20 protein-coding genes and 8 tRNA genes are annotated in these 23,106 nt (G+C 47.0%); 1 reads left to right on the plus strand and 27 read right to left on the minus strand.

The window, feature by feature from the left end; translation table 11 throughout:
* Positions 1-16: 16 nt before the first annotated feature.
* From MHH49_RS09120 to MHH49_RS09170, 11 genes are all read right to left on the minus strand, one after another.
* A complete protein-coding gene (locus tag MHH49_RS09120; protein ID WP_076101065.1) occupies positions 17-1,756 on the minus strand; it encodes a tetratricopeptide repeat protein in 1,740 nt (579 codons plus the stop codon).
* Positions 1,757-1,988: 232 nt separating this feature from the next.
* A complete protein-coding gene (locus MHH49_RS09125) occupies positions 1,989-2,939 on the minus strand; it encodes a ribose-phosphate diphosphokinase (RefSeq protein ID WP_036687083.1) in 951 nt (316 codons plus the stop codon).
* Between the two features lie 26 nt (positions 2,940-2,965).
* Positions 2,966-3,793, minus strand: a complete 828-nt coding sequence (gene hisJ, locus MHH49_RS09130) for a histidinol-phosphatase HisJ (protein ID WP_076101063.1) — start codon at positions 3,791-3,793, stop codon at positions 2,966-2,968.
* A gap of 13 nt (positions 3,794-3,806) precedes the next feature.
* Positions 3,807-4,520, minus strand: coding sequence for a bifunctional phosphoribosyl-AMP cyclohydrolase/phosphoribosyl-ATP diphosphatase HisIE (gene hisIE, locus MHH49_RS09135; protein ID WP_076101061.1), 714 nt, complete (start codon positions 4,518-4,520; stop codon positions 3,807-3,809).
* The gene (hisF, locus tag MHH49_RS09140) at positions 4,517-5,275 is read right to left on the minus strand and encodes an imidazole glycerol phosphate synthase subunit HisF (protein ID WP_076101059.1); all 759 of its coding nucleotides are present in this window, start codon (positions 5,273-5,275) and stop codon (positions 4,517-4,519) included. The genes hisIE and hisF overlap by 4 nt, the downstream gene beginning before the upstream one ends.
* 1,130 nt (positions 5,276-6,405) lie before the next feature.
* Positions 6,406-7,143 carry a 1-(5-phosphoribosyl)-5-[(5-phosphoribosylamino)methylideneamino]imidazole-4-carboxamide isomerase gene (gene hisA, locus MHH49_RS09145; RefSeq protein ID WP_076297209.1) on the minus strand — a complete coding sequence of 246 codons (738 nt, stop codon included), beginning with the start codon at positions 7,141-7,143 and terminating at the stop codon, positions 6,406-6,408.
* Positions 7,144-7,290: 147 nt separating this feature from the next.
* A complete protein-coding gene (hisH, locus tag MHH49_RS09150; RefSeq protein WP_038568103.1) occupies positions 7,291-7,908 on the minus strand; it encodes an imidazole glycerol phosphate synthase subunit HisH in 618 nt (205 codons plus the stop codon).
* Between the two features lies 1 nt (position 7,909).
* A complete protein-coding gene (gene hisB, locus MHH49_RS09155; protein ID WP_036687073.1) occupies positions 7,910-8,518 on the minus strand; it encodes an imidazoleglycerol-phosphate dehydratase HisB in 609 nt (202 codons plus the stop codon).
* Entirely contained in the window at positions 8,505-9,815 is a 1,311-nt protein-coding gene (gene hisD, locus MHH49_RS09160) for a histidinol dehydrogenase (RefSeq protein ID WP_036687064.1), read from the minus strand. The genes hisB and hisD overlap by 14 nt, the downstream gene beginning before the upstream one ends.
* 38 nt (positions 9,816-9,853) lie before the next feature.
* Positions 9,854-10,492, minus strand: coding sequence for an ATP phosphoribosyltransferase (hisG, locus tag MHH49_RS09165; protein WP_036687062.1), 639 nt, complete (start codon positions 10,490-10,492; stop codon positions 9,854-9,856).
* Between the two features lie 69 nt (positions 10,493-10,561).
* The gene (locus MHH49_RS09170; protein WP_036687060.1) at positions 10,562-11,779 is read right to left on the minus strand and encodes an ATP phosphoribosyltransferase regulatory subunit; all 1,218 of its coding nucleotides are present in this window, start codon (positions 11,777-11,779) and stop codon (positions 10,562-10,564) included.
* A 280-nt stretch (positions 11,780-12,059) separates the two neighbouring features.
* Here MHH49_RS09170 and gntK point away from each other — a divergent pair, with 280 nt between their 5' ends.
* Positions 12,060-13,589 (plus strand): gluconokinase, encoded by a 1,530-nt coding sequence (gntK, locus tag MHH49_RS09175; protein WP_038573985.1) that lies wholly within the window; start codon positions 12,060-12,062, stop codon positions 13,587-13,589.
* 72 nt (positions 13,590-13,661) lie between these two features.
* Here gntK and MHH49_RS09180 read toward each other — a convergent pair whose 3' ends face one another.
* The 16 genes from MHH49_RS09180 to MHH49_RS09255 all read right to left on the minus strand — a co-directional run bounded on the left by MHH49_RS09180 (position 13,662) and on the right by MHH49_RS09255 (position 23,060).
* Positions 13,662-14,819, minus strand: a complete 1,158-nt coding sequence (locus MHH49_RS09180; RefSeq protein WP_038568098.1) for an acyltransferase — start codon at positions 14,817-14,819, stop codon at positions 13,662-13,664.
* A 111-nt stretch (positions 14,820-14,930) separates the two neighbouring features.
* Positions 14,931-16,139, minus strand: coding sequence for an acyltransferase (locus MHH49_RS09185; protein ID WP_341138106.1), 1,209 nt, complete (start codon positions 16,137-16,139; stop codon positions 14,931-14,933).
* Between the two features lie 293 nt (positions 16,140-16,432).
* A complete protein-coding gene (locus MHH49_RS09190) occupies positions 16,433-16,942 on the minus strand; it encodes an acyltransferase (RefSeq protein WP_170914218.1) in 510 nt (169 codons plus the stop codon).
* The gene (ppaX, locus tag MHH49_RS09195; protein ID WP_038568092.1) at positions 16,939-17,595 is read right to left on the minus strand and encodes a pyrophosphatase PpaX; all 657 of its coding nucleotides are present in this window, start codon (positions 17,593-17,595) and stop codon (positions 16,939-16,941) included. The genes MHH49_RS09190 and ppaX overlap by 4 nt, the downstream gene beginning before the upstream one ends.
* A 5-nt stretch (positions 17,596-17,600) precedes the next feature.
* The gene (lgt, locus tag MHH49_RS09200) at positions 17,601-18,632 is read right to left on the minus strand and encodes a prolipoprotein diacylglyceryl transferase (protein WP_038568089.1); all 1,032 of its coding nucleotides are present in this window, start codon (positions 18,630-18,632) and stop codon (positions 17,601-17,603) included.
* Between the two features lie 12 nt (positions 18,633-18,644).
* A complete protein-coding gene (hprK, locus tag MHH49_RS09205; RefSeq protein ID WP_036687047.1) occupies positions 18,645-19,583 on the minus strand; it encodes an HPr(Ser) kinase/phosphatase in 939 nt (312 codons plus the stop codon).
* Positions 19,584-19,793: 210 nt separating this feature from the next.
* Positions 19,794-20,915, minus strand: a complete 1,122-nt coding sequence (locus tag MHH49_RS09210) for an ABC transporter ATP-binding protein (protein ID WP_036687044.1) — start codon at positions 20,913-20,915, stop codon at positions 19,794-19,796.
* Between the two features lie 111 nt (positions 20,916-21,026).
* Positions 21,027-22,121, minus strand: a complete 1,095-nt coding sequence (locus MHH49_RS09215; protein WP_038568087.1) for a PucR family transcriptional regulator — start codon at positions 22,119-22,121, stop codon at positions 21,027-21,029.
* Between the two features lie 149 nt (positions 22,122-22,270).
* A tRNA-Lys gene (locus MHH49_RS09220) sits at positions 22,271-22,343 on the minus strand.
* A gap of 5 nt (positions 22,344-22,348) precedes the next feature.
* A tRNA-Tyr gene (locus tag MHH49_RS09225) sits at positions 22,349-22,434 on the minus strand.
* Positions 22,435-22,442: 8 nt separating this feature from the next.
* A tRNA-Phe gene (locus tag MHH49_RS09230) sits at positions 22,443-22,515 on the minus strand.
* A 62-nt stretch (positions 22,516-22,577) separates the two neighbouring features.
* A tRNA-Asp gene (locus MHH49_RS09235) sits at positions 22,578-22,655 on the minus strand.
* Between the two features lie 14 nt (positions 22,656-22,669).
* Positions 22,670-22,745 (minus strand) — tRNA-Thr (locus MHH49_RS09240).
* 32 nt (positions 22,746-22,777) lie between these two features.
* Positions 22,778-22,853, minus strand: a tRNA-Val gene (locus tag MHH49_RS09245).
* A gap of 8 nt (positions 22,854-22,861) precedes the next feature.
* Positions 22,862-22,938: transfer RNA gene (locus MHH49_RS09250), tRNA-Met, on the minus strand.
* Positions 22,939-22,968: 30 nt separating this feature from the next.
* Positions 22,969-23,060: transfer RNA gene (locus MHH49_RS09255), tRNA-Ser, on the minus strand.
* Between the last annotated feature and the right edge of the window lie 46 nt (positions 23,061-23,106).

The raw sequence follows: 23,106 nt of genomic DNA on the forward strand, positions 1-23,106 counted from the left end.
ATACTACATGATCGTTTTAGATATTCTCGGTAAATGGCGGAAGACTGTCGCTCACACTTCCCTCGAAACTACATTCCTCATCTATGCGCCGAGCATAACGACTGACCATAGATACAGAAACATTGTAACGCTGAGCTACTTCACGGTAGGTGACCGGCAGGTTATGCGTTTTAGCAATTAGATATTCTAAGGCAGCACACCAGCCATTCGCATGACGGATAAACGGAATATCCGGATAAAGGCTGCTCAGAAATTGCTTCCAAAGTAATTCAGCATTTTTTTTATGGATTGCATCATATCTTCGATCCATCATACTAAGGGTCTGATCGATAACTTTCTGCCAATCCTCTCTCCATTCCGGCAGTCCCTTCAGACGCGGGGAAGAGGTTTCTTTGACTTCCTGAAGCACATTCTCTTCAGGAACACTTCCAATCAGCCGCTGCAGACTAAGAAGTGCCGCTTCTTGCAGCTTTTCTTCCTGCAAGGGCTGCTGCTTCAGAAGTCCTTGCAGAATTTCGGACATCTCTTCATCTTCAATCCACCGCAGAGCTTCTGTAACCTGAAGCTTCGTATTGGCATCCCCGTAGCGGAGCGCCCAGAAGAAGGAAGAGCGAAGCAGCGGATTGTTCCGTACCTCTTCGGTAAAGCTGCCCTTGTTGTCCTTCCACAGCTTCAGCTGCTCCTGAAAAGGAAGCTGATAGTTGTAGCTGACCAGCGACAGCGTTTTGCCTTCCCCCTGCGCCTGCTGCAGCTGAGCTAGAAAAAATCTCGGCACAGCCGATTCCGGATCGAGCTTAGCCGCCTTCTGCCAGCAGCGCTGGGCTTCTGTATACAGGCCACTATTGCTGGCAGCAGCCGCACAATAATGATAGAGACTGGCGTCGCCACCGACCTCTTCATCCTTCAACAGACGTCTAAAATGGCCATAGGCGGTTCTATGGCGTCCCAGAATCCCCATGGTGGTGGCCATTTTGAACAGATGCTCCTGATGAAACGGAATAGTGGTCTCCAGAAGGCGTAACAATCCATCCAGTTGCCCGCGGTCGCCTTCATACTGAAGGAAGATCGCTAAGTTACAGAGTGCATGCAGATTCCCGGAGTCCTGCTCCAGCACCCGCATAATACATTCCTTAGCTTTGGTAAAACGACCCATGTAAAAATACGCTAGGGCTAGGTTGTTATGTGCCGCCAGGAAGTCAGGCGTATTGCTCACAATCTCTTCAAGCAAAGTGACGGCTTGTGTAAACTTGCCCTCCTCCAACAGTGCTCGGGCTCGCTCATGCTCTATTACACCTTCCCGGCTTCTAATCCGGATAAGTGGAGCAGGACGGTCCAGCTCATATTGCAGCAGCTCCATCAATTCTTCCGATTCGGCCAGAAATTCACCGTTCACATCTTCTTCGAGATAAGTGACGAGTGAGCGTTCTGCCTCCTCATAGCTTTCCATATTGGCGAAGTTGTTAGCCATATAGAAATAACATTCCGTCATTGCCGGATCAATATTCTCCAGTACATGGGTTAAAATGTCATTGGACGCTTCATAATTACCCATTTCTGATAATACGCCAGCCACGTTGCAATGATTGACCGGATTCTCCGGCTCGTACTCTACAGCTTTGCGAAAATTCTTTAATGCCTTATCATATTGAAAGCGATCCAAGGACCGAACGGCTCTTTCAAAGAAAAAATTGGCATTCAGAGTTACAGGAATCACATTATCATTCCCCAGTTCATACTCTGAAGTTCTCTCAATCATGGAAGCAAGGCACCTCCCTTATAAGAAGCTTCCTTATACTAACGAAAAATAGGAGGGCGGCGCCCTATGGGGTATGCCGGAGCTCCATCCTTAATCGCTATTCCGTTCCCTTATTGGGCGCGGGTATCTCCACACAGTATACCACATGTGACAGCGAGAATCTCAAGTTGAGAAAGACTCTACCACTCTGCTTACAACATCTTTTTTGACAAAAAATAAAAAAGACGGGGAATTAAATTCCCGCGTCTCTAAATAGCTTATCGATTGAACCACCCTCAAGGATGATGTGCGTAGCCTGGGCAAGCATCGGTGCAACAGATAATACCGTAAACCGACTTGAATGGTCATCAGGCAGTGCAATAGAATCTGTCGTAACCACTTCCTGAATAGAAGGATGGTCAAGCCGCTGTAGCGCGGGCCCTGAGAATAATCCGTGCGTCGCGCAGACAATACTGTCCTTCGCACCTCTCTCCTTCAGACCTTCCACCACATTCACAATGGTCGTCCCAGTATCGATCAGATCCTCAATAATGATTGGTGTCCGTCCCTCGACATCACCAATCACATGAGTGATTACCGATTCATTATGGGCTGGACGCTTCTTGATCATAATGGCAAAAGGTGAATCCAGCTTATTCGCCAGCTTCTCAGCCATAGACGCACGCCCTGCATCCGGGGAAACAATGACCAGATCAGACATTGCCTTGGCTTTCAAATGGCTGCTGATCAAATCGAGTGCAGTCAGATGATCGACCGGAATGTTGAAAAAGCCTTGAATCGCCGCTGCGTGTAAATCGATAGTGATCACGCGGGTTGCTCCAGCGGTCGTCAGCACATCAGCCACCATCTTAGCCGAGATCGGCTCACGAGGTGCGGACTTCCGCTCCTGCCGAGCATATCCATAATACGGCACAATAATGTTCACTGTGCGAGCTGAAGCCCGTTTGGCAGCATCTATCATCACCAGCAGTTCCACGAACATCTCATTAATGGGATGCGAAAGGGATTGCACCAAAAATACGTCGCAGTTCCGGATGCTTTCTTCGTAATGAACGTAAATCTCGCCGCTCATGAAGCGGGTCAGCTTTATCTGCCCCAATTCAACACCAAGTCGCTCCGCAATATCAGCCGCTAACTTTGGATTCGACGAACCGGAAAAAATACGTAATTGTTGATGATGCATAATACCCTCCTGCGGATTATAAATTATTATAGTTTGAACTGAACAGTGGTACGGCGGCGTCCCTCAAATACAGCCAGCTCACGAAAACCAGTGTGCCAAAGCATGCTACGCGCCTCTTGCAGCCCGTCCCCCAGCTTGGCAGGATCATGTGCATCGGAGCCTAATGTCAGCGGTATGCCGAGCCTTAGGGCCTCCTGTAGCAGATGCTCTGCCGGGAACATCTCAGCGCAAGGCTTCGTAAGTCCGGAAGCATTCAGCTCCATGGCGATTCCACTATCCGCTATAACCTTTAAGGTCTCTAGCTCCAGCGCCTTCACCTCAGCCTTGCCCTCCGGTGTTTGTGGACCATAACCGAACCGTTTAATAACATCCATATGTCCTATAATATCATATAATCCCGATAACGCCGACTTCTTTACCGCATCGTAATAAAGACGATACACCTCTAGCGCATCTCTGCCTTCCCAACCATGAACCTGGCGGTGATCCGTAATATCCCACTCCCCAAGAAAATGCACAGAACCTATAAGATAATCCCATGGATACGGCGACAAAATCTCGCGGATTTGCTCTTCGTAGCCTTCGATATAATCGGCTTCCAGCCCCACCCGCAGATCTATGACTCCACGGTAACGCTCCTTTAGGGTTAGACATTCCTCCACGTAACGAGGCAGCTCAGCCATTGGCATAGCCATTTCAGGATAATAGCTGGCGGGATCTACGTGGATAAGCGGCAAGTGGTCGGATAACCCCAGCTGCTGAAGTCCAAGCTCTATCCCGCGCTGCACGTACTCCTCAAGCTTACCCACGGCATGGCCACAGCGTTCATGATGCGTGTGGTAATCAATATGCATCACTCAGTCCCCCTTAGTACTGATCCCGGCGTGGGCGTTCGTGACGGGTACTCAACTCTTCCATAATCTCATCCAGTGGAAGCTTACGTTCTTGCAGCAATACCAACAGATGATAGATCAGATCACTGACCTCAAGACGCAGCTCGGCGTTATCTTTATTTTTGGCGGCAATAATGGTCTCGGAAGCTTCCTCGCCTACCTTTTTGAGGATCTTATCCACGCCTTTATCAAACAAATAAGTGGTATACGCGCCTTCCGGGCGTTCCACTTCCCGCTCAGCAATCACACGCTCCAGCTCACCAAGAACAGCAAAACGCTCACCATCTGTCAAACTAGACACTGGTTTCGAAGCATCTGTTATTGGGTTATTCAAAGGAATCTCACGGAAAAAGCATGACGTAGCTCCAGTATGGCAAGCTGGTCCTTCAGGCACAACCTTCACGAGTAGTGTGTCGCTATCACAATCATAGGATATGGAGGTAATAGCTTGTGTGTTGCCTGAGGTTCCGCCTTTATGCCAAAGTTCGCTGCGTGAGCGGCTCCAAAACCAAGTCTGACCACTCTCCAGTGAAAGCTGTAATGATTCGGAGTTCATATAAGCAACCATCAGTACCTCTAAACTGCTAGCATCCTGAACAACCGTAGGCACCAGACCGGCTTCATTCCAGCGAATGCCTGCCAGAGCTTCTTTTTGGCTTATTGTTGTATTCTTTTGTGTTTCGCTCATCGGATTTCTACCCCTTTTTGCTTCAAATCTGCCTTTAAATCATTAATTGCAATCTCTTTATAGTGAAAAATGGTCGCCGCAAGTCCCGCATCGGCTTTCCCTTCCGTAAATACATCGTAAAAATGCTCCTTCTTCCCAGCGCCGCCAGAAGCAATCACAGGAATACTGAGCAAATCGCATACTGCCGAGGTTAGCTTCAGATCGAAGCCGTCTTTTGTGCCATCTGCATCCATACTAGTGAGCAAAATCTCGCCTGCGCCCAGCTTTTCAGCTTCTTTAGCCCAAGCCAGAGCACGGATGCCGGTGGGCTTACGCCCGCCATGAGTGTACACTTCCCATTCACCAAAAGCCTCATTATATTTAGCATCTATCGCTACTACAATACACTGGGAGCCAAATCGGCGAGCACCCTCCAAAATTAACTGAGGATTAGTGATGGCTGCCGTATTAATGCCGATTTTGTCTGCGCCTGCACGAAGAATCCTTTTCATATCATCAGTTGTAGAGATCCCTCCACCCACTGTAAAAGGAATGGCAATCTCACCGGCGGTCTGCCGCACAACCTCGATCATCGTTGCTCTACCTTCTACGGAAGCCGATATATCTAGAAACACAAGCTCGTCTGCGCCCTCGCGGTCATACAGTGCCGCTAGCTCTACCGGATCTCCAGCATCACGCAGATTCACAAAGTTAACGCCTTTGACTACCCGTCCATCCTTAACGTCAAGACAAGGGATGATACGTTTTGCTAACATTATGAAATCCCCCTTTCTTTAAAAAGCGTTTCAAACGCCTAAAGTGTGTCGGTCCCCCTAAAGCTCTCTTAGCCCAGGGGGAGCCCAAGGGCCGCTGCCCTCTGGTAACCTTGATTGTTGACATGGGCGAATCATAACCCATCCGGCTGAACCATAGCCCACACGGCTGAACATGTGCTATGATCGCTAACCCCTTCGTGGCCGCTTCCTTGACCCATAACACCTTCAAGTTCCGCGGTTTTGACCCTTATGTGGTCGGAAGAGCTCGCGCCACCTGCAAGCCCACGAGTATTTAGTTGCACAACGTGCAGTTATTTTATCAGCCTTTTTGCAAGCCACTCTTTTAACTGCATTTCGTACAACTAAATCTGAGGATGAGCTTATAAATCAACTCATCTCTCATTTATAGCTGCACGAAATACAACTAAATTAGCTAATCAGCTCTGAAAAGGAAAAATAGCTGTATAAAGTACACTTAAGTCCTCATCCGAGGAAAAATACCCTTCCCGCCGCCTAATTACGCCTATTGTAGCAGATTGTGCAGCGGGTTTTAGCCGATAACCAGCTTAGTTCAACATTCTATTGCACTCAGTGCAATAGAATCGAACTCATACCCTCTAGTTGAACAGTGTGTTGCATTTCATACAATAATTTCCTGTAGAATTCACGAAAAGGAGATTTTTAACCAGTTTTGATTGTACAAAGTGAAACACATTAGCTAGTTGGGTTTGTTGCTTTATTGGTCAGCTGGTTTGTTTTAGCTCTTTTGTTGCTTTGTTGTCTAGCCCTTTTGCTGGTTTACTTGTTTGTTCGTTTGCTCGTTTGTTCGTTTAAACTTTTACTAGTTTGCTTCTCTGTGCGTTCATTTAATTATTATTAGTTACTCATTTACTGTTACGTCTATTTCTTTTATCCACTGCTCATTGGATTGCTCAACTGTTGTCTTTTTGTTCATTCGCTCGTCTATTAATTTAGTTTGGTGATTTGGTGATATGTGTTCACTACGTTACTGTTAAGTCTATTTCTTTAACCCACTGTTGGTTCTGTCTGTTTCATTGATTCACTATTCCTTGGCTAACCCATGTCGTCTTTTTGTTCATCCGCTCATGAATTAGCGCGTTCGCCCAACGCTACTTCTGCCCAAGCGCTCGCAAAGCTTCAGAAAGATCAATATTGCCCGTGTATAACGCCTTGCCAACAATAGCTCCACCCACACCGCTGCCGCTGTGCACGTTCAGACGCAACAGATCATCAAGACTGGTGACTCCGCCGGAGGCGATCACTGTTTTACCGCTGGCTTGCGCCATGGACAGGATACCATCCACGTTCGGCCCCTGCATCATCCCGTCACGGGAGATGTCGGTGTAAATGAACGTCTCGGCTCCTTTTGCCGCCAATTCTTTGGCAAGAGCTTCAGCACGAACTTCGGAAGTGTTCAGCCAGCCGTGTGTAGCAACATAACCGTTGCGCGCATCAATGCCGATCGCTACTTTATCGCCGTATTTTGCCAATACCTCTTCGGTAAAAGTATGATCGTTAATCGCAGCAGTACCAATAATAACGCGGCTAACGCCAAGTCCGAGCAATTTCTCTACGTCCGCAAGATTGCGAAGACCGCCGCCCACCTGCACAGGAACGTTAGCATTAGCAGCAATAGCACCGATGATTGCATCGTTCACAGGATGACCTGCTTTCGCACCATCTAAGTCCACCAAATGAATGAACTTTCCACCTTGCTCTTCCCATGATTTTGCCACCTTTAGTGGACTATCATTGTATATCGTTTCCTGATTGTAATCCCCCTGCTGCAGCCTGACGCATTTTCCATCCCGGATATCAATCGCCGGATATACAATAAAAGAAGACATTTGGCGCTCCCCACTTTCGTTACATTATATTTATAGCGTGGCTTACGCCCGCTCTCTCTTAATCTTCAAGTATAAACGCCTTCGTCGTCCTTATAAGGACAGTAAGCGTTTAAGCGAGAAATATAAGGATAAAGTGTATTGTGAAACTTATACTTTCTTATATTTCAAAAAATTACCCAACAGCTTGATTCCCAGCTCTCCGCTTTTTTCCGGATGGAACTGCATACCGAACACATTATCTTGCCCGACAATAGCCGTGACTGGGTAACCATAATCTGTGACAGCCAGCAGATCACTCTCTTTTGCTACAAGCGCGTGATAAGAGTGGACAAAATACACATGCCCCTCCTCAAGGCCAACAAAAAGCGGATTCTCCGGCTGTCTAAAGCTGAGCTTGTTCCACCCCATATGCGGCACCTTATAGCCATCTCTAGGAGCGAACCGCACCACTGAACCCGAGAGAATATCTAGCCCCTCATGGCTGCCATGCTCTTCACCGGTGCTAAACAACAGCTGCATGCCAAGACAGATCCCAAGCAGAGGCTGCTCTCCAGCGGCTACCTGTTTGACGACAAGATCCAAACCATTCTCCCGCAGATGCCCCATCGCATCGCCAAATGCACCGACACCTGGCAGAATGACACTATCAGCAGCGAGAATTTGCTCGGCATCACCCGTCACTACACACTCATAACCGAGACGTTCTACCGCCTTGCTCACACTGTGCAGGTTGCCCATGCCATAATCGACGATTGCAACAGTCATCCTACAGCACTCCCTTCGTAGAAGGCACACCCTTCACACGTGGATCAATCAAAGTTGCCTCATCCAGCGCCCGTCCAAGCGCTTTGAATACAGCCTCAATCATGTGATGAGTGTTAGAACCGTAGTGTACGATAACATGCAACGTAATCCGTGCTTCGAGCGCGAACTTCCACAGGAACTCCTGAACAAGCTCCGTCGAAAAGCTGCCTACCTGCTGTGAAGGATAGGTTGCACGATATTCAAAGTGCGGGCGATTGCTGATATCGATCACAACCTGCGCCAAAGCTTCATCCATCGGTACAAAAACACTCGCATAACGTTTGATTCCTTTTTTATCACCCAGTGCTTCGTGCAGCGCCTGCCCTAGGCAGATCCCAATGTCTTCAACCGTGTGGTGGTCATCAATCTCGATGTCTCCACGCGCCTGTACAGACAGGTCAAATTGTCCGTGCTTCGTGAACAGATCCAACATATGATTCAGAAAAGGAACATCCGTCTCCAGCTCTGAAACTCCACTTCCATCTACATTAAGAGACAACTTTATATCCGTCTCGTTTGTTTTGCGGCTTAATCCAGCTTGGCGCAAGGCCTGTTCGTTATTGTTCTCCATATCCGTCTCCACCTTTTCCTTCGTTCTTGAGTCGAATCTCAATGGCTCGTGCGTGGCCTTCTAACCCTTCGCGGCGTGCCAGCTCTATAATGGTCTTCCCATCACGCAAGAGTGCTTCCTTACTGTAATAGATCAGACTTGATTTTTTAATAAAATCATCCACATCCACTGGTGACGAGAAGCGTGCGGTCCCATTGGTTGGGATAATATGATTCGGTCCGGCAAAATAATCACCCACGGGCTCAGAGCTATACGCTCCCAGGAAGATGGCTCCAGCATTCTCAATGCTGCCTACGAGGCCCATAGGATCTTCGACAACAATCTCCAGATGTTCTGGTGCCAGTCTATTCACTACGGAGATCCCTTCCTCCATAGATTCCACAACAATGATCGCGCCGTAATTCTCTACGGAAGAACGGGCGATCGCCTGACGCGGCAGTTCTTGCAGCTGACGCTCCACTTCGGCCGCCACGCTATCCGCCAGGCTCTGCGATGGCGTGACCAGAATCGCCGAGGCCATCTCGTCATGCTCGGCCTGCGAGAGCAGATCCGCTGCGACATAGGCCGGCTCAGCGGTCTCATCTGCCAGCACGACAATTTCGCTGGGACCCGCGATACTGTCGATATCCACGGCGCCATATACCTCGCGTTTAGCCAGCGCAACGTATATGTTGCCGGGCCCACATATTTTATCTACCGGCGCTATGCTCTCCGTACCAAAAGCCAAAGCAGCTACCGCCTGTGCTCCGCCCACACGGTAGATTTCATTAACACCTGCTTCTGCAGCAGCAACCAGGATGTAAGGGTCAATCCCTTCTTTGCCGCCGGTGGATGGCGGAGTCACCATGACGATCTCCGGCACACCCGCGATCTGAGCTGGGATCACGTTCATCAGCACCGAGGAGGGATAAGCTGCTTTGCCACCAGGTACATATACCCCTACCCGCTTCAGCGGACGAATAATCTGCCCCAAGATCGTGCCATCCGGCTGCAAGTCCATCCATGAATTCCGTTTCTGTCTGGCATGGAACGCCCGGATATTGGCTGCAGCCGCTTGAATAGCGGATACGAAAGATTGCTCTACTCGGCCATATGCTGCCTGAAGCTCTTCCGGGGTTACCCGCAGCTGATTCGGCGTAAGTACGACCCGGTCAAATTGCTCCGTATAGCGAAGAAGCGCCGTGTCTCCTTCTTTTTTAATGGCGGCCACAATTTCCTTTACCGCCTGATTTTGCTCTGGCGTACCATACTCCACTTCCCGCTCTAGCTTAAAGTCCTTGCTCGACACAACCTTCATCGCTGGTTCCTCCCTTTACCCCTAACATCTGTTGCCGCCTACCGCAAATTAGGTTGCCCTATAACTGCCTGTAGTCGGTCACACAGTTGCTGTATCTCTTCATTTTTCATCCGATAGCTCACACGATTCGCCACCAGGCGGCTTGTAATTTCGAATATACTCTTCATTTCGATTAATCCGTTGTCCCGCAGCGTTTGCCCGGTCTCTACCATATCCACGATACGATCGGCCAGACCAATCAGTGGTGCAAGCTCGATGGATCCATTCAGCTTCACGACCTCGACCTGTTGGCCCTGCTCCCTAAAATACCTTGAAGCTACATTCGGATATTTTGTCGCTACACGCTGCTGAATCCCCGGCTGCCAGTTCGGCAATCCGATGATAGACATCCGGCAGCGGGCAATGCCAAGATCAAGCAGCTCGTATACATCACGATCTTCCTCCAGCAAAACATCCTTGCCCACGATCCCAATATCCGCCACGCCATATTCTACATATGTAGGTACATCTACTGGTTTCGCCAATATAAACTCCATCCCTGCCTCAGGCAGCGGAATAACAAGCTTGCGTGATGCCTCACCGTCCGGTGGAATCGGAAGACCTGCCTGGCGGAACAGCTCAGCAGCCTTTTCGTAAATCCGGCCTTTTGGCATAGCCACCTTCAATATCTGTGCCATTGTTAAGTTGCCTCCTTTTCCATCTCCATGCAAAATTTATGTTAATCGCTTTTTGTACTAGCGATATCCTCAGCCATGCTCACTTACAAAAGATACGAATGTATAGATTTCACCGTACCGTACACCCTCTGCTTCAACCGTGTCCGTATCCAAACGCTTCACCGTTTCAAGCTCTTCTGGACCTGCAGCAAGTCTAGTAACGACTGCATGACCCTCTGACCGCAGGCGTGTTGCCTCTTCCAAGCCTTCTTTTCTGCGAATCGCATCATATTGGATCAAAATAGGCAGCTCTTCCTCTTCGACCACTCCAGTTACACCATCCAGGATGCGATTCGTTTTTAAGGAAAATCCTGTGGATGGGATCGGACGCCCAAACTGTTGCAGCAGATTGTCGTATCTACCACCGCTGCATACCGGAAATCCTAATTCCGCTGCATAACCTTCAAAAGTCATGCCTGTATAATAGGAAAAGTCCCCGATCATCGTCAGGTCAATCAGTACATGCTGTGATACGCCGTAAGAGACCAGCACCTCCCACACCTTGCACAAATGATCAATCGAATGACGGGCGAGCGGATGATTGCTCAGCTCTAGCGCCTGTCCACAAATCTCCTTGCCTCCGCGCAGACGCAGCAGCCCATCCAGTTCGTTCTTCTGCGCTTCTGTAAGATCCAGCCGCCGTAAAGTCTCCCGGAAAGAAACATAGTCACGGCCCAGCAAATGACTTTTCAGCTCCTCTTGAGCCTCGGGTAATTCAGGAAGTGCCTCTTGAAATAACCCATTCAGAAAGCCTACATGCCCCATAGCGATCTTAAAAGACTTCACACCCGCGGCTTGCAGCGAAGAAATAGCAAGCGCCACTACCTCCGCATCGGCCTCTGGTGAATCATCACCTACCAGCTCTACACCTGTCTGGAAGAACTCCGCTTCCCGCCCCGCTTCTTCCTCAATAGCACGGAATACATTCGCGTGATATGACAGACGCAATGGCAGTGGCTCATCCTTCAATAGAGAGGCAACAACACGGGCAACCGGGGCAGTCATTTCTGATCGAAGCACCAAAGCCTGACCACGATTGTTAAGTAATTTATAGAGCTTCTGGTCGGACGTAGAGCTAGCCACGCCAACTGTATCGTAATATTCCAACGTTGGAGTCATCATTTGCTGATATCCCCAGCGACTCATGCAATGCAGTACATCGTTCTCAATTTTGCGCAATTTCGTTACGGCCCGGGGCAGATAGTCCCGAACGCCAGACGGCTTCTCAAATCCCTTTGGTTTGGACATCTTCATTGTTCACCTCGTCAGTTATCATTAGATACTGTTTATGTTTACTTTACTATGGTAAAGTGGTAGCAAATTAAAGTATTTTCAATATCGTATCATGTTCACTGCTTTTTCGTCAATCAAACCCTTAGTCGAGCGTTTGGCATTTTCTTTATTTTTGCCTCCCCGCTTATCGAATACTATAATGAGCTAATACGATTGTACTTCATAATTTTGTAATTGGTGTTCTAAAAATATACTTTCAACTAGAAAGAAGGGCTAACGCTTGACTAAATCCTATATGATTGGCGTTGATATTGGTACTACAAGTACAAAGGCAGTTCTCTTCGAGGAGAATGGAGCCATAGTTGCACAAGCGAATATGGGTTATCCCTTGCATCAACCCTCCCCTTCTATAGCGGAGCAGGACCCAGAGCAAATCCTAGGTGCAGTCTTTCATACCATCTCTAATGTCATGCGGCAAAGCGCCGTAACTCCAGATAAGATCCTATTCGTCTCTTTCAGTTCAGCCATGCACAGTGTCATTGCAATTGATCAGCTAGGTAAACCACTTACTGCCTGCATCACTTGGGCTGACAACCGTAGTGCCGGGTCTGCACTTCGCCTGAAGAACGAGTTTAACGGACATGAGTTGTATTTGCGCACAGGAACACCTATTCATCCTATGTCACCGATTACCAAGCTAATGTGGCTTCGGGATGAGCAGCCTGAGTTGTTCCAACAAGCCTATAAATTCATTTCTATAAAAGAATACATATTCGCTCGGCTGTTCGGCGAATACATCATCGATCATTCCATTGCCTCTTCTACAGGCATGCTCAACCTTAAACTTTTGGAGTGGGATAAAGAGGCCCTGGAGATAGCCCATATTTCACCAGATCAACTCTCACGGCTTGTTCCCACCACAGAGATCATGCAAGGCCTGCTTCCCGGTCTAGCAGAGGAGCTGTTACTGCTCCCGGCCACACCTTTTGTCGTAGGAGCCAGTGATGGCGTCTTGTCCAACCTTGGCGTAGGCGCGATTAAGCCCGGTGTAGTGGCCGCTACGATTGGAACAAGCGGAGCGATTCGTACCGTAGTCGATCACCCGCTTACCGACCCTAAAGGACGGACCTTCTGTTATAACTTAACCCCAAAACATTGGGTGATCGGAGGACCCGTTAATAACGGCGGTATGTTGTTCCGCTGGGTACGGGATGAGTTCGCTGCTTCTGAAGTCGAAACCGCCAAACGTCTTGGCATTGACCCTTACGAGGTTCTAACGCGCATCGCGGAACAAGTTCCGGCAGGTAGCGGTGGTCTTTTGTTCCATCCTTACTTAACTGGTGAACGGGCACCGCTGTGGAATCCTGATGCTCGTGGCTCCTTCTTCGGCCTTTCGATGAATCACCATAAGGAGCATATGATTCGCTCGGTACTAGAAGGCGTAATTTTCAATATGTATATGGTTCTGCTAGCTATGGAAGAGCAAATCGGGCGTCCTAGCAAAATTCTGGCTACAGGGGGCTTTGCCCGCTCCTCAGTATGGCGGCAGATGATGTCTGATATTTTTGATCAAGAGGTCATCATTCCGGAGAGTATCGAAAGCTCCTGCCTCGGAGCAGTAGTGCTTGGACTTTACGCAACGGGCCGCGTGGACTCCTTCGATGTTGTATTCGACATGATCGGCTCAACTTACCAGCATGATCCGATTGATGAACATACCAAAGTGTACAAGCAGCTGCTGCCGATTTATATTTCCGTCTACCGTAGTCTGGAAAGCCAGTATCAAGCTATTGCGGAGTTTCAGCGGGAACAAGCTGGAGAATAGAGCAAAAAATAAAAAGCGCCGGTCAACCCGCACATACGGGAGACCGACGCTTTTATATTACCTAGCAGTAAACTATGCGCTTTGGGAACCTGTTTTAGCTTTCTTTGGTGCGCCTGATCCGAAAATAATCCAAGACGCAGGCACATACCGGAAGACGAGAGCCACTGCCAGCCATGAGACCAGCAGCGCAACAAGCCATCCTCCTGCAATCGCTGCGATGTACGCAAGAGAACCCCCGTGAAACGGTAATTTTCTATAGAAATACAGCAACATAGGGTGTAATAGATAAATCCCGAAGGAGCATGCTCCCACGGATACCAAGAGTCTTGTCAGCAAGCTTCGACCCGCTCCATAGAGCAAGAAGGAGATTTGCAACAGCACCACACAAGAGAGTAGCGCATGTAGATTAGAGAAACCCTCATACCATAAGCTGTTGATGACAGTTTTTTTCGTGTAGTTGTTAAACCATAGCTCAACATGAACAACCCCTGATACAATCCATAACAACCACAACGTAATCCAAACCGGACCTTTACCGGCGCGCCAGCCTTCACGTGAAGGCACTAGCCATTTTTTCAAAGAAGAATAATACACCGCAATCCCAGCACCCAGCAGGAAATACGAGAAATAAGTAATCGCCAGACTCCCCTTGGATAACTGCCAATACCCGTGATTGGTCATGTATTTATTCAGCAGCACAAAACCCCACTGTAGTAATAACCCGATCAGCGGCGCCCAAGCCGCCAGATGACGAACCTTTTGCAAGCACCACAAAATAAGCGGAAATAACACGTAAAACTGAATAATGATAATAATATAATACAGATGCGTATATGCCGTTCCTGTCCATAAATACTTCCATAGCTTAGAAGCCATCTCCCCCGGAGGTAAGCCCCAAGTATTTCCGGCATTCATTTTTAACGCAAAATACAGCAGCGAAAACACTACATAAGGCACAATAATATAAAGCAGCCTTCTAGAGTAGAACTTTCCTAGCGTTTTGCCACCCAGCGGACGGTCAATATAGTTATAGAAGAGCACGAACCCACTCAAAAATATGAATGAAGGTACGGCGAACTGGCTGAATTTATTAATAAATAAGAACGGATGAAACATGTTTGTGCCTAGTGTCTCCGCCAACGTTCGTGAAGTAGCATGAATAGCCAGCACTGCAAAAATAGCAATCGCCCGAAAAATATCCAGCTGCGGAATTCTTTCTTTTTGTCTCATAATCTTTCCTCCTGTTAAGCTCCGCATCGAAGTGATGCCTTTTTAACCAAGTATTATGAAGGCTACCTCCCCACGTTTAAGCGTGTGCGTGTATGAGACCTTCTTTTAACGTTATTTCTCCTGCTGCACGAACCCCTTTGCCCGTTCCTCAGGGATATAACCTGACTTTTCCTGCGGACTGGACTCCAAAGAGCGAGGCACGCTTCCAAAAATAATCCATGAACCCGGAACTCGCCGGAAAGCAAACTGCACAATAAGCCAGCTCCCTCCCAGTGCGACCACAAGCCCTCCGTAGATGAACAAAACATATGTTAGCGACTCTAGGGGAATATGATATCTGAACCTGCGATATACCGCCAGCAATAGCGGATGAATCAAATATATCGCAAAGGAGAGTTCACCCAAACGAGTAAAAAAAGCAACAATCCCGCGAGGAGCCTTACGATAGATCAGAAATGTAGCATACAACAGAACCAATGCTGATAACATCGTATGGACATTCCATAATAGCTCGTACCACAACGAATCCGTCCACACCCCAAAATGGCGGGCCACATACCATAGCTGCACATGGATAAAGGCTGCAATTAACCACCCGCTCACTAACAGGGCAGTCCATCCTTTTTGCTTGGCAGTTAGCTGCCTCCATGGCTTCATCAGCCACGTCTTCACCTTCTCAAAGTGAATCGCGATATAAGCGCCCATCATATAATAAGCCAGATAAGAGATCGCCAAGCTCCCTTTTTCAACAATGTGCAGTTCGTATTTATTCCAGAAAATAAACCCCCACTGAAGTGCCAATCCGAGTGGAATCGCCCATTTTATTAAAAAGCGGGAACTCTGGAGTAGCTTAAGCAGTACTGGAAAAAGCAAATAAAACTGAATGCTGATAAATACAAAATACAAATGCGCATATGCGGAACCTGAGAATAACGCTCTAATAAAGCTGTACAGGTTGCCACCGAGGTTCTGGGTCAATCGTCCGTTCACATATAAGGTTAGTGCGTAATAGCCCATAGAGGCTAGCAGATAAGGCAATAAAATATACTTTAATCGACGACGGTAGAAATTAATAATCAAGCTGCGTGTCACAGGGCACCCATAATAATTATAAAACAATACAAAGCTGCTCAGAAAAATAAATGAGGGCGTACCGAATTTAAAGAAAATGTTGATCCAGTTCAGCCAGTAATAATAAGGTGAATGCAGTGCCTGCTCTCCAGCGGCAAAAGATGAGGAATGCACATGCAATACGCCTAAGATCGCTAATGCTCTGAAGATATCCAGCTGGGGCAGCCTTTCCTGTCTCGCAGTGTTCATATTATATTCCTCTTCTCTACTATGATGGTTGTTCATAGAGACGCTAAGCGGAATGTGGAAACTGAAAATACCAGGAAGCCTGCACCTGCTGATTTTACATTCTGATATTTGAAGCTGAATGCCTAGCGTGGGATTCGCCTTATCACTAACGCTAATTATATCGAATGTATCTGTTCTAAAAACTTAAGAAGAACTTAAAGTTTCCTTAATAATCTTCTCTAAGACGCAAGAAACCCTGCAGAACCTGCGCTAAAAAAACGCAATATGTAACTGCAGGGTTAAAAAAGCATCGTTTACACTTGTTCCGCATGTTCTTCCGTTGAAGAGGGGCGCAGCTCTCGCAGTGGATTGCCCCCGACAAAAGAGCCAGCTGCCACATTTTTGTGCACCACGGAGCCAGCAGCTATAACTGCCCAATCTCCAATGGTTACACCGGGAAGAATCGTTGTATTCGCGCCGATCAATACATTTTCACCGATCACCACTTCGCCCAGGCGATATTCCTTGATCAGATACTCATGCGCTAGAATCGTCGTGTTATAACCAATAATAGAATTCTCACCTACCGTTATTTTCTCCGGAAAAAACACATCCACCATTGCCATAAGACCAAAAGCCGTGTGTTTACCAACTTTCATCCCCAGCATCCGTCGATAGATCCAATTCTTTAACGGTAGAATCGGACAATAGCGGGCAATCTGAATAAAAATAAAGTTGCGGACACCCTTCCAAGGGCTGACCGTACGGTAAATATACCAAAGTGAGTTATGACCTTCTACTGGATAACGGGTTACGTTTCTCACGATTCATTCGTTCCTCGCTCCATAATTTCTATAATATCCTTCATGTTATGGATGATAAAGTCCGGATCATACTTGCGGAGCGTATCCTCGCCCTTCAAAGACCAAGATACTCCAACAGCGTATACACCGGCAGCTTTGGCTGATTGAATATCAACCGCACTGTCACCTATCATTAAGGTTTTACGAGGATCAACGCCAAGGTTTTTGACCGCTGTCAGAACGGGCTCCGGATGTGGCTTTGGTTCAGTAACATCGTTCACAGTCACAATCGTATCCATGTACTTAAGCAAATCGAACCTTTCCAGAGTCTTGATCGTTGTTGGACGGATCTTAGTAGTTACAATCCCAAGTTTGATCCCACGACTCGAGAGCTCCTCAATGGTCTCCTTTACAAGCGGGAAGGACCGCACTAACTCATCATGATGCTCATTATTATAAGAACGATAGGACTTTTCTAACGTACCATTTACATCCTCTAGTCCAGAGAATACTCTCATCTGTTGCTGAAGGGTTGTTCCCATATGCGGAATTATCTCTTCTCTGGTCAGTGGAGCCAGACCATTGTCCTTCAGCGCGTACATAAATGAACTAATGATTAGCTCATTCGTATCGACAATCGTTCCATCCAGATCAAAAAGAACGCATTCTATCATAAGTTTTACTGCTCCTTCTTATCTCCATCCGCTGGCTGTCCTTGCTCAGGTTGTGTTCCTTGACGAGTTTTCTGCGGTGTATTTACTGCGCTTTCTGGCACTACAGTATCTGCTTGGATCAGTTTAGTACATACGATAGGGTCAGAATAATGTGCTTTAGGCTCTCCGGTTACTCTGCGAATAACGATTAATAATATAGCTGCCACAATAATCAGTAGAGAAAGCAGCTGAGAAATACGAATATTACCATAGGCAGGATCCAGATATCCTTGTTCAAAACCTAACCATTCCATCGGACTCCATAAGCCATTTATAAACGAAGCCAGTCCTGCACTTCCGTTAAAAGCTAAACTGTCAGTACGCACAGCCTCGATGAAGAACCGACCGATGGAATACCATATAAAGTAAGACATGAAGATTTCTCCAGCACGTACAAACTTCTGACGACGGAGAACCATCAATAACGCAATCCCTAGTAAGCTCCAAAGAGATTCATACAGGAAAGTCGGATGATGAAAAGCATCCCCTATGTACATTTGATTAACGATGAAGTCAGGTAAATGCAGTTTATCCCGTAAAAAAGATTCCTCAACTACGCTGCCGTATGCCTCTTGGTTGACAAAGTTTCCCCAGCGGCCAATCATTTGACCCGCCAGTAGTCCAGGTGCGCAAATATCAACAATACGCCAGAAAGGGTAACCCTTATAACGGAAATAAATAATTCCGCAAATAATCGCTCCTATTAATGCGCCGTAAATGGCGATGCCGCCATTCCAGATCTTAAAGACGTCTATCAGATTATGCTTATAATCGTCCCATTTAAAAGCTACAAAATAAATCCGTGCCCCTATAATTGCCGAGGGTACACCCAGTAGCAGCATATCCATAAAGAATTCTTGCGGGATTCCGAACCGTTTGCCCTCGCGGATCGCAAGAAATAATCCCGCGAGTGCACCGACCCCTAGTATTAACCCGTACCAGTGTACAGGCAGTGATCCAATTGAGAATACAATAGGATCTATTGCTAATGGGAACATTGTCTCACACTCCTAATCGAGATCGTCCATATCCTCAGATATGGTCGCAGTTAACTTATTCGTAAACTGCAGGGCTGCATTAAAGCCCATTTGCTTCAGGCGATAGTTCATCGCAGCAACCTCAATAATAACGGCAAGGTTACGTCCTGGACGTACAGGAATGGTTACAAGTGGAACATCGGTATCAATAATCCGCGTCGTTTCCTCATCAAGTCCAAGCCGGTCATACTGCTTGTCTTGCTGCCAAGCCTCTAATCTAACGACAAGTGTAATCCGTTTATGATTACGGATAGCACCCGCACCAAAAAGTGTCATTACGTTAATGATACCTACTCCGCGAATTTCCAACAAGTGACGGATCAACTCAGGGGCTGTACCATGCAGCTGGTTATCTGAAGTCTGGCGGATTTCCACGGCATCATCAGCGATCAGTCTATGTCCACGTTTTACAAGTTCAAGGGCTGTCTCACTCTTACCAATACCACTACTACCAGTAATCAGCATACCTACACCATATACATCACAGAGTACACCATGAATCGTTGCTGTAGGGGCTAATCTCCCTTCTAAGAAGCTCGTCAAACGGCTGGAGAAAATAGTCGTAGCCATCGAGCTACGAAGCACAGGAAGTCCCTTTTCATTACTTATATCAATTAACTCCTGTGGTACATCCAAACTACGGGTAATTACGATACAAGGGGTATTGTCATTACAGATTCCACGAAGCCTACTTTTACGTTCAGCTTCAGGCAGCATGGAGAAGAATGCGAGTTCTGTCTTACCTAATAGTTGAACACGTTCTTCCGGATAATATTCGAAATAACCAGCAATCTCTAGTCCAGGGCGATTCAGGTCATCTACCGTAATAGGTCGCTTTAGACCTTCCTGGCCGGAAATAACCTCTAATTGAAAATGTTGTACCAATTCAGATACTTTTACTTTCTTAGCCATGTAAATTCGTCCTTTCGTCACCTGCGGTATATGTCCGCTTACTGCGTCCGGTTGACAGCGATCTCATTACAATTCCGGAGGTAATTCTCCTGCTATCTTAATTGATAACGCTTGTGAATGCAATCTTAACGCCTATCCATTACGACCCTAATTAAACAATAAAGCCACCCTTTCGGGTGGCTTTATCAAGAGAGAAAAGATCCTGCGATCTTATCCCAACAGAATGTTAACTTCGGATTCTTTATCGAAGAAGTGAACTTTGTTCATATCGATAGCCAATTTTGGCTTGCTGCCTTCGCGAGTAGTGGAACGTCCATCTACACGAGCGATTACAGTAGATTTACCAAGGCCGCTCAAGTAAAGGAGCATTTCGTGACCAAGGTTTTCAGTTACATCAACCAATGAAGTAAAGATTGTGTTCGGGGAAGCTTCCAAGAATACTGGCTCTTCATGGATATCTTCTGGACGAACGCCCATAATTACTTCTTTGCCAATGTAGCCTTTGCTGCGGATGATTTGAGCTTTTCCGCCTGGTACTTCAACATCAAGGTTCTCAGCACGGAAACGGACAGAACCGTTTGCTTCGGACAAAGTACCATTGATAAAGTTCATTGTAGGGGATCCGATAAATCCAGCTACGAACAGGTTAGTTGGTTCATTGTACAACTCTTCAGGGGAAGCAGCTTGTTGAATGATACCATCATACATAACTACGATACGGTCACCCATTGTCATAGCTTCTGTTTGGTCATGCGTTACGTAGATACAAGTGGTTTCAAGGCGTTTAACCAGTTTAGTGATTTCAGCGCGCATTTGACCACGAAGTTTAGCATCCAAGTTGGAAAGAGGCTCATCCATCAAGAAGACTTGTGGATCACGTACGATAGCGCGTCCCAAAGCGACACGTTGGCGTTGACCACCGGAAAGTGCTTTTGGTTTACGATCTAGCAAATGCTCGATATCGAGAATTCTAGCAGCTTCACGTACTTTCTTGTCGATTTCATCTTTCTTCACTTTACGAAGTTTCAAACCGAAAGCCATGTTTTGGTATACGCTCATATGCGGATACAGGGCGTAGGATTGGAATACCATCGCGATATCGCGGTCTTTAGGTGCAACGTCGTTGACTACACGATCGCCAATGTACATTTTACCTTCGGAGATTTCTTCCAGACCAGCGATCATACGCAAAGTTGTGGATTTACCGCAACCGGATGGTCCAACCAATACTAGAAATTCCTTATCTTTAATATCAAGATTGATATCCATTACTGTTGCTTTATCTGAACCCGGGTATTTTTTGAAAATATGCTCTAAACGTACGCCTGCCATTGTATTTCCCCCTCGAGTTAATTATTGATTAATTGAAAAATTCTTTTTTCCTTGTACATTTATATTACCCTAGACGGGACACGGTGGCTATTTGTAACGTTCACAAAAAACCTATTTCCTTTTCGTCACTTTATACAAAAGCATAGTAAGCTTCACAATAGCAGCGTCCCCAAAGCTACGCACATCCGCACCAGTCTCCTGTTTGATCTTGTCCAGACGGTATAAAAGCGTGTTGCGATGAATATATAGCTTCTTGGCTGTTTCACTCACATTACAATCCATCTCAAAAAACGTCTCCAGGGTCATCAGCATCTCTTTATCCGATAATACGGAAGAATAGTCGCCAATCTGTCCAAGTAACTGTTTACGCCGTGCATCAGGAATGCTGTTAACCAAACGTTCCAGATGCAGCTCCCAAGGTAAATGAATATATTCACCCACTTGGAAAATACGTCCAAGTACAATAGTCTCCCTCAGCAAGGCCACGGATCCCGTCAATCCCTTAACAGGAACTATAGCCGGAGCTACAGCCAAATGGAATACACCTACCCATTCGCTGGCTATCAGTTCGTGTAAGCCCATGCTGGTCTGAGCCAGAATTTCATCTACACTCTCTTCTTCCTCATCCTTATCATCTCCGCCCGTGAGTAGTTCCTTCCGGGCCAATATTAACCATTCTTTTTCTTGAAGAGGTATAAGCAGAATTTCATTCTCAAAATAGCTGCGCAGCAGCTTCATTAAGGAACGATAAGTGATCTGCGGGCTATGTGCATTCTCACTGCTAAGTAGGAATGGAACCATATCTCCGAATAAACGTCCCTTTAGAGCCATCTCATCGGGTATCTCAGAGTCATTTTTCTCTTGCTCCAGTTCGGTGTTCAACCAGGTTCCCAGCTGCCGAGCCTCCGCTTCCCCTTCTTCTCTAACCCCAGTAGCTTTTAGTGCAATTGCAAAGTTTCGAACCGCATAATTCACTAATTGAATTTCCAAAGAGTTAAGTCCATCCAATTCCACCCAGACAGCGGTTACACGTCCATCAGTCTCATATAATGGTGCCCAAAGATGACCCTCATGGATTACCGGCTGTTCCTGTGCTTCCAATCCCATGCTAAAAAGAGAAGCTGAATGTTGCCTCCCTAACTGCTTGATTCCGGTTTTCTTTCCGGTGAGCTGCTCTAACTTTTTCCGCAATGTTTCGCTATCCATAGTCACCATACTCCACCACTTTTGCTCTTTTCGCCTATTTTAGCATATTCTCTAATATTATGTTAATCACTACAGCAGCGCGCTACTATAATACGACATAAAAACACAAAAAAAGCCACCACCCTAAGGTGATGACTTTCTGTTTGGGATGAGCCATGAAGGACTCGAACCTTCGACACCCTGATTAAAAGTCAGGTGCTCTACCAACTGAGCTAATGGCTCATAAATGGTGGGGGATGATGGATTCGAACCACCGAACACGTACGTGAGCAGATTTACAGTCTGATGCGTTTGGCCACTTCGCTAATCCCCCAAAAAAGGTGGCTCGGGACGGAATCGAACCGCCGACACGAGGATTTTCAGTCCTCTGCTCTACCGACTGAGCTACCGAGCCATAAGATTACATGACAATTAAGCGGAAAAGTCTTACACTTCCCACTCATTTTGTGGAAAAAATGGCGGAACCGACGGGATTCGAACCCGCGGTCTCCTGCGTGACAGGCAGGCATGTTAGGCCAACTACACCACGGTTCCGCATTAATTAAAAATGGTGCCGGCGAGAGGACTTGAACCCCCAACCTACTGATTACAAGTCAGTTGCTCTACCAGTTGAGCTACACCGGCACGGTGTAAAAGCAATTCTAAAAAGATGAAAATGGTGGAGGCTGAGGGGATCGAACCCCCGACCCTCTGCTTGTAAGGCAGATGCTCTCCCAGCTGAGCTAAGCCTCCAGGTATTATGGTAGCGGCGAAGGGGATCGAACCCCCGACCTCACGGGTATGAACCGTACGCTCTAGCCAGCTGAGCTACACCGCCACAATAATTAGTATTGCTATGGATTGAAAATGGCGGAGAGAGTGGGATTCGAACCCACGCACCGCTTACGCAGTCTAACCCCTTAGCAGAGGGTCCCCTTATAGCCACTTGGGTATCTCTCCAAACGATATCAGTACCACAGCAATCCAAACAGGAATTTGACTCCCT

This window comes from Paenibacillus sp. FSL F4-0122, from assembly GCF_038002845.1.
Classification (GTDB): Bacteria; Bacillota; Bacilli; order Paenibacillales; family Paenibacillaceae; genus Paenibacillus_AQ; species Paenibacillus_AQ odorifer.

Bases quoted from the DNA above. Each gene is read 5' to 3' on its own strand.
- hisIE (WP_076101061.1), bottom strand. From the start codon at position 4,520: ATGAGCGAAACACAAAAGAATACAACAATAAGCCAAAAAGAAGCTCTG.
- gntK (WP_038573985.1), top strand. From the start codon at position 12,060: ATGATTGGCGTTGATATTGGTACTACAAGTACAAAGGCAGTTCTCTTC.
- MHH49_RS09185 (WP_341138106.1), bottom strand. From the start codon at position 16,139: ATGAACACTGCGAGACAGGAAAGGCTGCCCCAGCTGGATATCTTCAGA.
- MHH49_RS09180 (WP_038568098.1), bottom strand. From the start codon at position 14,819: ATGAGACAAAAAGAAAGAATTCCGCAGCTGGATATTTTTCGGGCGATT.
- hisB (WP_036687073.1), bottom strand. From the start codon at position 8,518: ATGGAGAACAATAACGAACAGGCCTTGCGCCAAGCTGGATTAAGCCGC.
- hisH (WP_038568103.1), bottom strand. From the start codon at position 7,908: ATGACTGTTGCAATCGTCGATTATGGCATGGGCAACCTGCACAGTGTG.
- hisA (WP_076297209.1), bottom strand. From the start codon at position 7,143: ATGTCTTCTTTTATTGTATATCCGGCGATTGATATCCGGGATGGAAAA.
- MHH49_RS09210 (WP_036687044.1), bottom strand. From the start codon at position 20,915: ATGGCAGGCGTACGTTTAGAGCATATTTTCAAAAAATACCCGGGTTCA.
- hisD (WP_036687064.1), bottom strand. From the start codon at position 9,815: ATGAAGGTTGTGTCGAGCAAGGACTTTAAGCTAGAGCGGGAAGTGGAG.
- hisG (WP_036687062.1), bottom strand. From the start codon at position 10,492: ATGGCACAGATATTGAAGGTGGCTATGCCAAAAGGCCGGATTTACGAA.
- hisJ (WP_076101063.1), bottom strand. From the start codon at position 3,793: ATGCATATTGATTACCACACGCATCATGAACGCTGTGGCCATGCCGTG.
- hisF (WP_076101059.1), bottom strand. From the start codon at position 5,275: ATGTTAGCAAAACGTATCATCCCTTGTCTTGACGTTAAGGATGGACGG.
- MHH49_RS09120 (WP_076101065.1), bottom strand. From the start codon at position 1,756: ATGATTGAGAGAACTTCAGAGTATGAACTGGGGAATGATAATGTGATT.
- ppaX (WP_038568092.1), bottom strand. From the start codon at position 17,595: ATGATAGAATGCGTTCTTTTTGATCTGGATGGAACGATTGTCGATACG.
- MHH49_RS09170 (WP_036687060.1), bottom strand. From the start codon at position 11,779: ATGTCCAAACCAAAGGGATTTGAGAAGCCGTCTGGCGTTCGGGACTAT.
- hprK (WP_036687047.1), bottom strand. From the start codon at position 19,583: ATGGCTAAGAAAGTAAAAGTATCTGAATTGGTACAACATTTTCAATTA.
- MHH49_RS09125 (WP_036687083.1), bottom strand. From the start codon at position 2,939: ATGCATCATCAACAATTACGTATTTTTTCCGGTTCGTCGAATCCAAAG.
- lgt (WP_038568089.1), bottom strand. From the start codon at position 18,632: ATGTTCCCATTAGCAATAGATCCTATTGTATTCTCAATTGGATCACTG.
- MHH49_RS09215 (WP_038568087.1), bottom strand. From the start codon at position 22,121: ATGGATAGCGAAACATTGCGGAAAAAGTTAGAGCAGCTCACCGGAAAG.